The sequence below is a fragment of the Streptomyces sp. NBC_00076 genome (assembly GCF_045041235.1).
Taxonomy (GTDB): domain Bacteria; phylum Actinomycetota; class Actinomycetes; order Streptomycetales; family Streptomycetaceae; genus Streptomyces.
Genome location: NZ_CP108242.1, coordinates 7,835,623 through 7,850,712 on the forward strand (window position 1 = coordinate 7,835,623; position 15,090 = coordinate 7,850,712).

3 protein-coding genes are annotated in these 15,090 nt (G+C 73.2%); 2 read left to right on the forward strand and 1 reads right to left on the reverse strand.

The genetic code is table 11. The features are described 5' to 3' along the window. Nucleotides 1-105: 105 nt before the first annotated feature. Complete coding sequence (locus tag OHA64_RS35215) at nt 106-11,688, forward strand: type I polyketide synthase (protein ID WP_405620124.1); 11,583 nt, start codon at nt 106-108, stop codon at nt 11,686-11,688. A 106-nt stretch (nt 11,689-11,794) separates the two neighbouring features. Here OHA64_RS35215 and OHA64_RS35220 read toward each other — a convergent pair whose 3' ends face one another. Continuing rightward, the gene (locus OHA64_RS35220; RefSeq protein WP_405620126.1) at nt 11,795-13,315 is read right to left on the reverse strand and encodes an ArnT family glycosyltransferase; all 1,521 of its coding nucleotides are present in this window, start codon (nt 13,313-13,315) and stop codon (nt 11,795-11,797) included. Nucleotides 13,316-13,650: 335 nt separating this feature from the next. Here OHA64_RS35220 and OHA64_RS35225 point away from each other — a divergent pair, with 335 nt between their 5' ends. Beyond that, nucleotides 13,651-15,090 carry a class I adenylate-forming enzyme family protein gene (locus tag OHA64_RS35225; protein WP_405620127.1) on the forward strand — a complete coding sequence of 480 codons (1,440 nt, stop codon included), beginning with the start codon at nt 13,651-13,653 and terminating at the stop codon, nt 15,088-15,090.

Here is a 15,090-nt window from a genome sequence, read left to right on the forward strand (position 1 = left end):
CGCGGGCGGGAACGCCGACGGGTTCTTGCCCGCGCCCAGATGCGGACCTTGCGGCCCCTGCGGGCCGATGCGGCTTCTGTGACTACACGAACAGGTGAGTTTCCCATGGCGGAACAGCAAAAGCTCCTCGACTACCTCAAGCGCGTGACCGCAGACCTCCATGAAACGCGTCAGCGGCTGCAAGAGGTGGAGTCACAAGAACCGGAGCCCATCGCCATCGTGGGGATGAGCTGCCGCTACCCCGGCGACGTACGCTCGCCCGAGGACCTGTGGCGCCTCGTGGCCGACGGCCGGGACGCGCTCTCGGACTTCCCCGCCGACCGTGGCTGGGACGTCGACGCGCTGAACGGCCGGACCGACGGGGCCGCCGCCGACGGTCCCGAGCGCGTCGGCGGCTTCGTCCACGACGCCGCCGACTTCGACGCGGCCTTCTTCGGCATCTCGCCTCGAGAGGCGATGGCGATGGACCCGCAGCAACGGCTGCTCCTGGAGACAGCCTGGGAGACCTTCGAACGGGCCGGCATCCCCCCGGCCGCGCTGCGCGGCAGCCGCACCGGCGTGTTCGTCGGCGCCACCGCCCAGGGCTACGGCTCCACCCTCATGGCGTCCCCGGACAACGTCGAGGGCTACCTGCTGACCGGAGACGTCACCAGCGTCGTGTCCGGCCGCGTCGCCTACGCCCTGGGCCTGGAGGGTCCGGCGGTCACCGTCGACACGGCCTGCTCGTCGTCCCTGGTCGCCCTGCACCTGGCCGCGCAGGCGCTGCGCCAGGGCGAGTGCGACCTGGCCCTCGCCGGCGGTGTCGCCGTGATGGTGACGCCCGGCGCGTTCGCGGAGTTCGGCCGCCAGGGCGGCCTCGCTCACGACGGCCGCTGCAAGCCGTACGCCGACGCCGCCGACGGGACCGGCTGGGGCGAGGGCGTCGGCGTCCTCGGCCTGGAGCGCCTCTCCGACGCCCGCCGCAACGGCCACGACATCCTCGCGGTGATCCGCGGTTCCGCCGTGAACCAGGACGGCGCGAGCAACGGGCTCACGGCACCCAACGGACCCTCGCAGCAGCGGGTGATCCGTGCCGCCCTCGCCAACGCCCGCCTCACCACCGGTGACATCGACGCCGTCGAGGGTCACGGCACCGGAACCGTGCTCGGCGACCCCATCGAGGCCCAGGCCCTCCTGGCCACCTACGGCCAGGACCGCCCCGCCGGCCGGCCCCTGCTGCTCGGCTCCGTGAAGTCCAACATCGGCCACACCCAGGCCGCCTCGGGCGTCGCCGGCGTCATCAAGATGGTCATGGCCCTGCGCAACGACCTGCTGCCCGAGAACCTCCACACCGACCGGCCCAGCTCGCACGTGGACTGGTCCACGGGCGCGGTGGAACTGCTGACCGAGGCCCGTGAGTGGCCCGAGAGCGGCCGGCCGCGCCGGGCGGGTGTCTCGTCCTTCGGCGTCAGCGGCACCAACGCCCACGTCGTCGTGGAGCAGGCTCCGGCCGAGGACCCGGCGGAGGAACCCGTCGCGGAGGCCGGTCCGGCGCCGCTGCCCTCGGGCGTCGTACCGTGGCTGGTGTCCGCCCGGAGCGCCGAGGCCCTGCGGGCGCAGGCCGAGCGGCTGCGCGAGTACGTGGTGACGGGCGCCGGCGTCGACCCGGTGGACGTGGGCTGGTCACTGCTGTCGGGCCGGTCGGCGCTGGAGCACCGCGCGGTCCTCTTCGGCACGAGCCGCACGGACCTGGTCGCCGGCCTGGACGCGCTGGCCTCCGGCAGCCCGGGCCCGGTCTCCGGAGCGGTGGCCGAGGGCCGGCTGGCGGTGCTGTTCACCGGCCAGGGCGCCCAACGGCTGGGCATGGGCCGGGAGCTGTACGACACCTTCCCGGTCTTCGCGCGGGCGCTGGACGAGATCTGCGCCCACTTCGACCCGCTGCTGGAACGGCCGCTGGCCGACGTGATGTTCGGCGAGGACGCCGACCTCCTGGGACAGACCGGATACGCCCAGCCGGCGCTGTTCGCGATCGAGGTCGCCCTGTACCGCCTCGCGGAGTCCTTCGGGCTGCGTCCGGAGATCCTCGGCGGGCACTCCATCGGCGAACTGGTCGCGGCACATGTGGCCGGCCTGTGGTCGCTTCAGGACGCGGTGCGGCTGGTGGCGGCCCGGGGCCGGCTGATGCAGGCCCTGCCCGAGGGCGGCGGAATGCTTGCCGTCCAGGCAGCCGAGGACGAGGTCACCCATCTGCTGGAAGGGCTGACGGACCGGGTCGGCGTGGCGGCGGTGAACGGCCCGGCGCAGACCGTCCTGTCCGGCGAGTCCGGCGTCCTCGAAGAGCTCGCGGAGACCTTCACCGTCCGTGGCCGCAAGACCCGGTGGCTGTGGGTCTCGCACGCGTTCCACTCCCCGCTGATGGAACCGATGGTGGAGGAGTTCCGGCAGGTCGCCCAGGGCCTCGTCTACGAGACGCCGAGCCTGCCGCTCGTGTCGAACCTGACCGGCCGTATGGCCACGGCGGACGAACTGCGCGACCCGGAGTACTGGGTCCGCCACGTCCGCGAGGCGGTCCGCTTCCATGACGGTCTGACCGCCCTGGCCGGCTTCGGCGCCACGACCATCGTGGAAATGGGCCCGGACGCGGTCCTGACCTCGATGGCCCACGACACCCTCACCACCCCCGAAGCCCAGGCGGGCCTGATCGCATCCCTGCGTAAGGGCCGTGACGAACCGGAGACGTTCCTGACCGCCCTGGCCCTGGCCCACGTCCGTGGCGCCACGGTCGACTGGAGCCCGCTGTTCGCCCCGGCCGGCACCCGGCGCCGGGTCGACCTGCCCACGTACGCCTTCCAGCACCAGCGTTACTGGCCCCGCTTCGGCATCGGCGGATCGGGCGACATCTCCGCGACTGGACTGGCGGCGGCCGCACACCCGCTGCTCGGCGCCGCGATCGCCCTGGCGGACGCGGACGGCTTCCTGTTCACCGGACGGCTGTCCCTGCGGTCGCATCCGTGGCTGGCGGGCCACGCCCTGGGCGGCACCGTGCTGCTGCCGGGCACGGCCTTCGTCGAACTGGCCCTGCACGCCGGCCGGACCATCGGCAGCGCGTTCCTGGAGGAACTGACGCTCCAGGCCCCGCTGGTACTGCCCGCACACGGAGCCGTGCAGATCCAGCTCGCCGTCGGCCCGGCCGACACCGCGGGCCGCCGCACCGTGAACCTCTACTCACGATCCCAGGAGGCCTCGGCCCACGAACTGTGGTCCGACGAACCGTGGCTCCACCACGCCACCGGAACCCTGACCCAGACGCCGCACACCGCATCCGGGACAGCCCTGACGCAGTGGCCGCCGTCCGGCGCCGAGCCGGTCGGCACGGACGCTCTCTACGACAGCCTCGCCGAAGCCGGATTCGCCTACGGTCCCGCGTTCCAGGGACTGCGGTCCGTCTGGCGCCGCGGGGACGAGGTCTTCGCCGAGGTCGCGCTGCCGGACGAGCACCGCACCGATGCCGCCGAGTACGGCCTGCACCCCGCCCTGCTCGACGCGAGCCTGCACCCGCTGGGCCTCGGCACCTTCGTCAGCGACACCGAGCACGGGCGCATGCCGTTCTCGTGGAGCGGTGTGTCCCTGTTCGCCACGGGCGCGTCCGTACTGCGCGTACGGCTGACCGCGGCCGGAACCGACGGCGTCTCCCTCACCGTCGCGGACGCGTCCGGCGAGCCGGTCGCCGAGGTGGAGTCCCTTGCCCTCCGGCCGGTCGCGGCACCGGAGACGCAGGGGAGCCCCCGGCACGACTCGTTGCTGCGGGTGGAGTGGGCTGTCGGGTCGGTTGTGGGTGGTGGGGTGGTGGGTGGTTCCTGTGCGGTGGTCGGGGACGGTTCTGGCGGCTTCGAGGGTGCTGGGGTGTTCGCGGACGTGGGGTCTTTGATCGCTGCGGTGGAGGGGGGTCTGGAGGCGCCGGAGTGTGTGGTGGTGCCGGTCCTGGTGCCCGGTGCCGTGTCCGGTGTCGCGTCTGCTGATGTGGTGCGGTCGGTTGTGGGTGGTGTGCTGGACGAGGTGGGTGCGTGGTTGCGGTTCGGGGGTGCTGGTGAGTCGCGCGTTGTGGTGGTGACTGAGGGCGCGGTGGGTGCTGGTGGTGTGGTGGCGGATCCGGTGGGTGCCGCGGTGTGGGGGCTGGTGCGGTCGGCGGTGTCGGAGCATCCGGGGCGTGTGGTGCTGGTGGATGTGGACGGCCGTGCCGAGTCCTGGGAGCGGGTGCTGGAGGTCGCCGGCGGTGAGGAGTCGGAGATCGCGCTTCGCGAGGGCGTGGTGTGGTCGCCGCGGCTGGTGAAGGCGGCAGGGGCCGGGCTTGCGGTCCCTGCTTCTGAGGCGTCTTCGTTGGAGGCGTCGGGGACGGTGCTGGTGACGGGTGCGTTGGGTGGTCTGGGTCGGCTGGTGGCCCGGCATCTGGCGGAGCGGCACGGGGTGCGGGAGCTGTTGCTGGTCTCCCGTCGTGGTGAGGCGGCGCCTGGCGCGGGTGAGGTGCGTGCGGAGCTGGAGGCGCTGGGCGCCCGGGTGTCGATCGCTGCCTGTGATGTGGCCGACCGGGAGGCGCTGGCCTCGCTGCTGGAGGGTGTCGCTGATCTGTCGGCGGTGGTGCATGTGGCGGGTGTGGTCGACGATGGTGTGTTCACTTCGCTGAGCCGCGAACGTCTGGAGGGGGTGTTGCGGCCGAAGGTGGACGCGGCGCTGAACCTGCACGAGTTGACCGCGGATCGGGATCTGTCGGCGTTCGTGTTGTTCTCCTCGGCGGCTGGTGTGCTGGGCAGTGCGGGTCAGGCGAACTACGCCGCGGCGAACGCGTTCTTGGACGCGTTGGCCGAGTACCGGCGTGCGCGGGGGCTGCCGGCGACGTCGCTGGCGTGGGGGTTGTGGGCCGAGCAGGGTGGTATGGCCGGTTCCCTGGGGTCGGGTGATGTGGAGCGGATGCGGCGGGCGGGGGTCAACGCCCTGGACGCCGGGGAGGGTCTGGCCCTGCTGGATGCGGGAGTGGAGACCTCCGGTGGCGCGCTGGTGGCGATGAAGCTCGACCTGCGAGCCCTGCGGGCGCAGTTCGGCGTACACGTACCGCCACTCTTCCGCACCCTCATCCGCACCACCCACGTCCGCAAGGTGAGGGACGTGGAGTCGGCCTCGTCCGGCACCGAGCGGCCGCTCGCCGAGCGCCTCGCGCCGCTGGGGGAGGAGGAGCGGATCCAGGAGCTGGTCGACCTCGTCCGCGGTCAGGTCGCCGCCGTACTGGGCTATCCGTCGCCCGAGTCGGTCGACGCCACGAAGGCGTTCAAGGAGCTGGGCTTCGACTCCCTCACCGCCGTCGAACTCCGCAACCGCCTCACCGCCGCGGCGGGACTCCGCCTGCCCGCCTCGCTGATCTTCGACTACCCGACCCCCAAGGCCCTCGCCGCACACCTGCGCACAGAACTCCTCGGAGCGCTGCCCGCCGCAGCCGACGCCCCGGTCCGCAACGGCGCCGCCACCGACGACGAGCCGATCGCGATCGTCGCGATGAGCTGCCGCTTCCCCGGCGGCGTCAAGTCACCCGAAGACCTCTGGCAGATGGTGTCCTCGGGCCGCGACGGCATGTCCGGCTTCCCCGGCAACCGCCACTGGAACCCGGCCGCGGCGGGGGGCATGTCCGCCGGCGAGGACGCAACCAGCGGCGCCTTCCTGCACGACGCCGACGAGTTCGACCCGGAGTTCTTCGGGATCTCCCCGCGCGAGGCCCTGGCGATGGACCCGCAGCAGCGACTGCTCCTGGAAACCGCCTGGGAGGCCTTCGAGCGGGCCGGCATCGACCCCCGGGCGATGCGCGGTGGCCCGCTCGGGGTGTTCGTCGGTACGTCCTCCCAGGGGTACTCGGCAGCGATGGCCGCCACCGAGGGCGTCGAGGGCTATGTCATGACCGGTGACGCGCCGAGCGTCGCCTCGGGCCGCCTGTCGTACACCTTCGGCCTGGAAGGCCCCGCGGTCACGGTCGACACGGCCTGCTCGTCCTCGCTCGTGGCGGCCCACCTCGCCGCACAGGCGTTGCGCCGCGGCGAGTGCGACCTCGCCCTCGTCGGCGGTGCGACGATCATGGCGACACCGGCCGCGTTCGCCGAGTTCGGCCACCAGGGCGCGCTGTCCTTCGACGGCCGCTGCAAGCCCTTCGCCGCCGCGGCCGACGGCACGGGATGGGGCGAGGGCGTCGGCATGCTCCTGGTGGAACGTCTCTCCGACGCCCGCCGCAACGGTCACCGGGTCCTGGCGGTCCTCCGAGGCTCGGCGGTCAACCAGGACGGCGCCAGCAACGGTCTCACGGCCCCCAACGGGCCGTCGCAGCAGCGCGTGATCCGCGCCGCCCTCGCCAACGCCCGCCTGACGCCCGCCGACGTGGACGCGGTCGAGGCCCACGGCACCGGCACCACCCTCGGCGACCCCATCGAGGCGCAGGCACTAATCGCCACCTACGGCAAGGACCGGCCCGCCGACCGGCCGCTGTGGCTGGGCTCGCTGAAATCCAACATCGCCCACACCCAGACCGCCGCCGGTGTCGCCGGAATCATCAAGATGGTGATGGCGATGCGGCACGGCACGCTGCCCCAGACCCTGCACGTCGACGCACCGACCCCCGAGGTCGACTGGTCGGCCGGTGCCGTCGCACTCCTCACCGAAGCCCGGCCCTGGCCCCAGCACGAGGGCACACCGCGCCGCGCGGGCATCTCCTCCTTCGGCATCAGCGGTACGAACGCCCACGTGATCGTCGAGCAGGCACCGGCCGAGGAGAGCGTCGACGCCGAGGTACCGCCGGAGCCGGTGGTGTCGGGCGCCGTGCAGCTCGTGCTGTCGGCCCGGACCCCGGAGGCGCTGCGGGGGCAGGCGGCACGGCTGCGCGAGCATCTGCGCAAGCACGCCGATCCGCAACTCGCGGACATTGCCTGGTCGTTGGCTGCCACGCGGTCGCGGTTCGAGTATCGGGGCACGGTGCTGGGCTGGGACCGCGGTGAACTGCTGACGGGGCTCGACCGGCTGGCCGGGACCGACGTCCCTTCGCCGGGTGTGGTCGCGGGTCGGGCCGCTCCGGGCACTGTGCGGCCGGTGTTCGTGTTTCCGGGTCAGGGGTCGCAGTGGGCGGGGATGGCGGTCGAGCTCCTCGGCTCCAGTTCGGTGTTCGCGGAGCGGATGCGTGAGTGTGCGGGGGCGTTGTCGGGGTTCGTCGAGTGGGATCTGTTCGAGGAGCTGGGTGGTGAGAACTTCGATCGGGTGGATGTGGTCCAGCCGGTGTTGTTCGCGGTGATGGTGTCGCTGGCCGAGGTGTGGCGGGCGGCGGGTGTTGAGCCTGCGGCTGTGGTGGGTCACAGTCAGGGTGAGATCGCCGCGGCGTGTGTGGCGGGCGCGCTCTCCCTGGAGGACGCCGCCCGTGTTGTCGCGTCGCGCGGTCAGGCCATCCGTGAGCTGTCGGGCGAGGGCGGCATGGTCTCGCTGATGCTGTCGGAGGACGGCACCCGCGACCTCCTGACGGCCTGGGAGGGCCGTATCGGCATCGCCGCCGTCGACGGCCCGGACCGGGTCGTGGTCTCCGGCGAACCGAACGCCCTGCGGGAACTGATCGCCCACTGCGACCAGCACGACATCCGGGCCCGCACCATCCCGGTGGACCACGCCGCCCAGTCCGCGCAGGTCGAGGCCATCGAGGACCGGCTCGCCCGGGCCCTGGCCCCGGTGACACCGGCGACGCCCGGCATCCCGCTGCTGTCCACGCTGACCGGCGCCTGGCTGGACGAGCCGATGGACGCCGGCTACTGGTACCGCAACCTCCGCCACACGGTCCTCTTCGAACAGGCCACCCGACACCTCCTCGCCGAGGGACACACCCTGTTCCTGGAGATGAGCCCGCACCCGGCCCTGACCGCCCCGCTTCAGGCCACCATCGACACCACCGGGAGCCCCGCGGTCGCCCTGGGCTCCCTGCGCCGCGACGAAGGCGGCGCCGACCGCCTGCTCACCTCCCTCGCCGAGGCCCACGTCCACGGCGTGGAACTGGACTGGAAGGCCCTCTTCCCCGGGGCCAGGACAGTCGATCTGCCCACGTACGCCTTCCAGCGCGACCACTACTGGCCCAAGCCGCTCACCGATGCGCACGGCGGCGACGTGGCCTCGGTGGGCCTGGAGGCGGCGGGGCATCCGCTGCTCGGCGCGTCCGTCGAGCTGGCCGACTCCGGCCAGTACGTCCTCACCGGCCGGCTGTCCCGCCGTACGCACCCGTGGCTGTCGGACCACGCGGTGGGCGAGACGGTGCTCGTGCCCGGGACCGCGCTGGTGGAGATGGCGCTGCGGGCCGGGGACGAGGTCGGTTGCGACACCGTGGAGGAACTGACGCTCCAGGCCCCGCTGATCGTCGGCGCGGACGACTCCGTGACCGTACAGGTCTGGGTGGGCGCGGCGGACGAGTCGGGGCGGCGTCCCGTGACCGTGTCCTCGCGGGGCCACGGCACCGCGCACGGGATCTGGACCCGGCACGCCACCGGCACCCTCGGCGGCTCCCGGCACCTGAGCCCCGACGACACCCTGGCGACCTGGCCGCCCGAGCGGGCCCGCTCCCTGGACCTCGACGGGTTCTACGAAGGGATCGCGGAGGCCGGACTCGACTACGGACCGGCGTTCCGCGGGCTGCGGGCCGCCTGGCGGGAGGAGACGGGTGGCACGACCGGAGTGGTGTACGCCGAGGTCGCGCTGCCCGACGCCGAGCATCCGGACGCGCAGGCGTTCGGCCTGCACCCGGCGCTCTTCGACGCCGCGCTGCACGCCGTGGCCCTGCTGCCCGGCGGCGAGGACGGGGTCCGGCTGCCGTTCGCGTGGAGCGGGGTCTCGCTGCACGCGCAGGGCGCCACGGTCCTGCGGGTGCGGGTCACGCCGTCGGCCGACGGCGGCGTGGACGTGTTGCTCGCGGACGACGCCGGTGAGCCGGTGGCCCGCGTGGACTCCCTCCAACTGCGCCCGGTCGTCGCCGACCAGCTGCGGGCGGCATCCGGCGGCCCGGGGCAGGACGCGCTGTACCGCGTCGAGTGGACGTCCGTCCCGGCCCCGGCCGCCCGCCCGCTGTCCTGGGCGACCATCGGCCCCGACGACCTGGAGACGGCCGCCGCACTGGTGGCGTCCGGCGTACCGCTGGACCGGTACGCCGACGCGCCCACACTGCTCGCCGCACTCGACGCCGGGGCGCAGGCCCCCGACGCGGTCCTCGTGTCCTTCACCCCCGGTCCGGACACGGCGGTGGCCGACAGCGCCCGTACGGCGCTGCACCGCACCCTCGAACTGCTGCAGACCTGGCTGGCGGACGCGCGGCTGGCCGACACCCGCCTGGTCCTGGTCACCCGCGGCGCGGTCGCCGTCGACGGCGGTGACGTGCCGGACGTGGCGCACGCCGCGCTGTGGGGCCTGGTCCGCGCCGCCCAGTCCGAGAACCCGGGAGGGCCGGGCTTCCTCCTGGTGGACGTGGACGATCCGGAGTCCGCCGGTGCCCTGCTGGCCGTCGGACTCGGCCTGGACGAAACCCAGCTGGCGATCCGGAACGAAACCCTCCACACACCGCGCCTGGTCCCCGCGCCCCAGTCCGCCGCACCCTCCGCGAACGACACCACCCCGCACGGCACCGTCCTGATCACCGGCGGCACCGGCGCCCTGGGCTCACTGCTCGCCCGGCATCTCGTCGTCACGCACGGCCGGCGGCACCTCCTGCTGACCAGTCGGCGCGGCCCGGACGCCCCGGCAGCCGCCGAACTCGTCGCCGAACTGGCGGAGCTCGGTGCCACGGCCCGGGTCGTGGCCTGCGACGCGGCGGACCGGGACTCCCTCGCCGCGGCCCTCGAGGCCGTGCCGGAGGAGCACCCGCTGACGGCGGTCGTACACACCGCGGGCGTCCTGGACGACGGCCTGGTGACCTCCTTGACGCCCGAGCGGCTGGACACGGTGCTCCGGCCCAAACTGGACGCCGCCCTCAACCTGGCCGACCTGACGGCCCGGCACCCGCTGTCGGACTTCGTCCTGTTCTCCTCGGCCGCCGCCACCTTCGGCAGTCCCGGACAGGGCAACTACGCCGCGGCGAACGCGTTCCTCGACGCCTTCGCGCACCGGCTGCGGGCCGCCGGGGTGCCGGCCACCGCCATGGCCTGGGGCCTGTGGGCCGAGCGCAGCGAGCTGACCGGCGCCCTGGACGAGGCCGACCTCACCCGGATCTCCCGCGGCGGTGTGCTGCCGCTGGCCTCCGAGGAGGGCCTCGCGCTGTTCGACACGGCCCGCCGCGCGGGCGAGCCCCTGCTGCTGCCGGTACGCCTCGACCTCGCGGTCCTCGGTGCCGGCGGTCGCTCGGGCGTGCCGCCGCTGATGCGGCGGCTGGTGCGCGGACCGGTTCGGCGTACGGCGGTGGGTGCGGACGCCGCGGCCCGGGAGGCGGACGACTTCGCCCGCCGGCTGGCCGCCGCGGATCCGGCCGAGCTCCAGGACCTGCTCATCGGGCTGGTCCGGGACCAGGCGGCGGTCGTGCTCGGCTACGACTCGGCCGACCGCGTCGAGGCCGACCGGGGCTTCTTGGAGCTCGGCTTCGACTCCCTCACCGGGGTCGAGCTGCGCAACCGCCTGGCGACCGCCACCGGGCTGCGCCTGCCGGCCACCCTGGTCTTCCAGAACCGGACGCCGCAGGCCCTGGCCCGCCGCCTGGCCACCGACCTGGCCGACCACCGACCGGCCCTCGCCCCCGCCGCGGCGGCGGATCCCACCCCGCCCCCCGCCTCGGGGCAGGGCGCCAGCGACACGGCCCTGCCCCCGCCCCTCCCCGGCCCCGGCCCGACGTCACACTCCGCCCCCCGAAGCGCCGCCTCCCTCTCCGCCCTGTACGACGAGGCCGCACGCAGGGGCCGGGCCGACGACTTCATCCCGGTGCTGCGGACCATGTCGGATTTCCGGACCTCCTTCACCACGGAGGCCGAACTCGGCGAGCCGCGGCAGCCCTTCCCGCTCGCCCGCGGCACGGAGCCGGTCGGCGTGGTGCTGTTCACCTCGTACATGGGACGGTCCAGCGCGTACGACTACGCCCGCTTCGGCGCCTACTTCCGCGACCGGCGCGACGTCCACGTCATCACCCAGCCCGGCTTCCTGGAGGGCGAGTTGCTGCCCGCGGACAAGCAGGCGCTGGTCCGGCTGCACGCGGACACCGTGCAGCGGTCCTTCGGCGGGCGGCCGTACGTCCTGGGAGGGCACTCCTCCGGCGGGCTCATCGCGCACGCCGTGGCCCGGGAGCTCGAGGACCGGGGCGAGGGCCCGGTGGGCGTGGTGCTCGTCGACACGTACGTGGACGAGGAGGCGCTCGGCGACATGACCGCCGCGATGAGCGAGGGCCTCGCCACCCGGTACGAGGACGTTCCCGGCGAGGAGGGCGACGACTGGGGCGACGCCTGGGCCACGGCGATGGCGCGCTACATGTTTCTGGGCCTGCGCCCGGACCCGATCCAGGCACCGACGCTCCTGGTGCGGGCCGGTGAGCCGCTCGTCGAGTGGACGAAGGAGTACGACTGGCGGCCGCAGTGGAAGCTGGAGCACACCGTCGTCGACGCGCTCGGTGATCACTTCTCGGTGATGGAGGAGCACTCCGCCGGCACCGCCCGCGTCATCGAGGACTGGCTCGACCGACTCTGACCGGCACACGACCGAGGCCCTCGGAGACATCAGGTCTCCGAGGGCCTCGGTCGTGTGCCCGCCGGGGGAGTGCCCCCGAAAGGAGCGGTCCCCGTGACGCGAACCGTCAGGACAGGTGCCGGTACCCGGGCCAGATCCGAGACCACGGCGTGGTCCGGCCGTCGAGGGTCCACACGGGAACGCCGTCGAGATAGCTCTCGCCCGGCCCGCCGGCCACCGTGGCCGCTTTGCTGACCCGCGAGAAGTACGGCCGGAGCCGGTCCACGTCGGAACCGACGTAGACGACCGCACCGGACCTCTCCGGCGGCGCCCCGAAGTAGGCGTAGCCGCGGTGGCCGCTGTAGGCGGACGGCAGGTCGCGGCCGGCGCCGAAGAAGTCCACGGCGCCGGCCTCCTCGTAGTACTGCGTGACGACCACGGCCCGCCCCCGCTCACCGGCGGGCAGCGAGAGGTACGCGTCCTCGACCGCGTCGACGAACTGCGGCCAACGCAGCGTCTCGGCGGCCACCGGGTTGTTCGCCGGCTGCTCGGTGCGGGTCACCTGGGAGACCGGGTACACCGGCAGCGAGACGGCCACGGTCACCAGCGCGGTCACGCCGTAGGCCGGCCAACTGGCCAGCCAGCGCCACCAGCGGGCGCCCCCGCCGCGCTCCAGGGCCACCGCACCCGCCGCCCACAGCGGCGCGAACAGACCCGCCACGTACGCCGGCCGCCCGTCGATGACGATCTGCACCACGGCCAACCCCACGAACGCCCACCCCAGGAACCGGTGGGCGGCGAACTCCGGGGCGCGCAGCAGCTGTACCAGCCCGTACCCGAGGACCACGGCGAACACGAAACCGGACAGGACGACGAGGTACGGCAGGAAGCCCGCGCGTCCGCCGAGGATGTGCTCGTCGGCGAGGACCTGGGACATCTCCAGCTGGGGCCAGCCGTTGCGCGCCTGCCACACCAGACCCGGCACCGAGGTGACCACGGCGATCGCCGCGCCCGCCCACAGGGCCCGGCGGCGTAGCAGTTCACGTGGCCCGACGGCCAGCAGGCACACCGCGACGACGGCCCAGTAGCCGACGATCAGGTACTTGGCCTGCAGGGCCAGCGCTGTGGCCAGGCCCGCCCACAGCAGCAGCCGGTCCTCACGGGTGCGGGTCCAGCGCACCAGCAGCCAGGTGACCGTCGTCCACAGCGGCAGATCGACCACCATGGTGGACAGCGCGTGCCCGCTGATGAGGGTCGCGGGGGCGAAGCCGTACGACAGCGCGGTGAGCACCTGGGCCCGGCGCCGGCCGCCGAACTCCTGGGCGATCAGGGCGGCCACGACCGCGCCCGCGAACGTGAGCAGGGCCGGCAGCAGGCGCAGGGCGAACAGTGAACCGCCGGTCAGAACGTCGATGCCGTGCGCGAGCAGCGGGAGCAGCACCGGCTGGTCGGCGTAACTCCAGCTCAGGTGCTTTCCGGCGCCCAGGAAGTAGAGTTCGTCGCCCTGGTAGCCGTAGCGCGTGCTCACGATGAGCAGCACCAGGAGCGGGGCGCCGGCGGCCAGGGTCACCGCACGGCGGGCGAGCGGGTGCGGGCCGGATTCCTTCTCGGGGGCCGTGGTGGTCCCGTGCAGCTGGGTCGTCGTCATGACCGGCCCCCCGGCCCTGCCGGACGGCGGAAATGCTGGGCAGCGAATATCACCGGAAACCTCCGTGGAAGAAATAGGAATTCGGGATTGGCCAGTCCGGTCCGTCGGTGCGGTAAACATGGACGACAGTAGCGCCTCGCCCCGTCCCCCGACTTATCCCGGAGAATGGGATTGTTCCTGTTCAGGGGGCGTTAGGGGGCAGATAGGGGTTCTGCGGCGCGGCTCTGCCGCATAAGTTCGCCCATGAGTCCATGACGGCCTGTCCGTGCGGTCAAATCTCGTCAGTACTCAGCACCGGGAAAAAGTTCTCACGACCGGGAAAGGGGACGGCGCCGATGACGCCGAACATATTCACGGGTGATTCGGCCCGGACCTTCGCTGAATTCGAGACCGATACGCTCAGGGCCGCGGCGGTCCTACGCGCGGACGGTGTACGCCCCGGAGACCGGGTCCTGCTCAAGGCCGGCAACTCGGCGGCCTGGCTGAACGCCTTCTTCGCGCTGATGCACGTCGGTGCCTCCATCGTCCTGGTCGACCAGCAGGAGCACGCCCGCGAGACGGCGCGGATCATCGAGCGCACCGGCGCCAGGATGTGCCTCTACGACGAGGATGCCCCGATCCCCGTCGATGCGGGCCGGCCCCGGTATCTGTACGGGCTGCTCGTCGACGCGGCCGGACGCACCCCCGCCGACCGGTCCCTGTCCTTCGACACCTGGTGCGCCCTGCCGGACGGCCTGATCATGTGGTCCTCCGGCTCCACCGGCACCCCGAAGGGCATCGTCAAGTCCGGCGCCCGCTTCCTGGAGAACCTGCGCCGCAACGCCGAGCACATGGGCCACGGGCCCGGCGACGTCCTGCTGCCACTGCTGCCCTTCGCACACCAGTACGGGCTGTCCATGGTGCTGATCGCCTGGCTGGCCGAGTGCTCGCTCATCGTCGCCCCCCACCGCCGCCTGGACCGCTCGCTGCTGATGGGCGGGCAGTGCGGGGTCACCGTGCTGGACGCCACCCCGGCCACGTACCGCAGCATCCTCAACCTCGCCCGCCGGCAGACCGAGGTGTGCGGCGCCCTGGCAAAGGTGCGCATGTTCTGCAGCGGCGCCGCCCCCCTCGACCCGGCCCTGTCCGACGAGTACGCCGACTTCTTCGGCCACCCGCTGCTGGACAGCTACGGCAGCACCGAACTCGGCAACATCGCCTTCGCCACCGTCGACAACCCGGTCGCGTGCGGCCGGGTCATGCGGGGCTTGGAGCTGAGGGTCCGCGACGACCTGGACCACGACCTGCCGCCCGGCGAGCTGGGCGAGATCGTCGTCAACACGCCCGACATGATGGCCGGTTACCTCGCCGAAAACGGCACCCTCGCCCCCGTCCAGCAGGGCTGGTACCGCACCGGCGACCTCGGTCACCTGGACGCCGCGGGCAACCTGTTCGTGGCCGGCCGCAAGCTGGCCGTGCACCGCATGGGGTACACCCTCTACCCGGAGATCATCGAGCGGAAGGTCGCCGCGGCCGGCTGCATGGCCAAGGTGATCGCGCTGCCAGACGGAGCGCGCGGCAGCGAACTCGTCTTCTTCGTCGAGGACCCGGCCGGCCGGGACGCCGCCCACTGGCGCCAGGTCATCAAGGACGCCCTGCCCGCCTACGAACACCCCAACCGCGTCACCGTCATCGACGGCTTCCCCCTCAACCGCAACGGCAAGCCGGACCGGCTCTCCCTGGAGCGGCAGGCCGCGGGGGACCGCGACGCGCCGGCCCTGGCCGGGTCCGCCTGA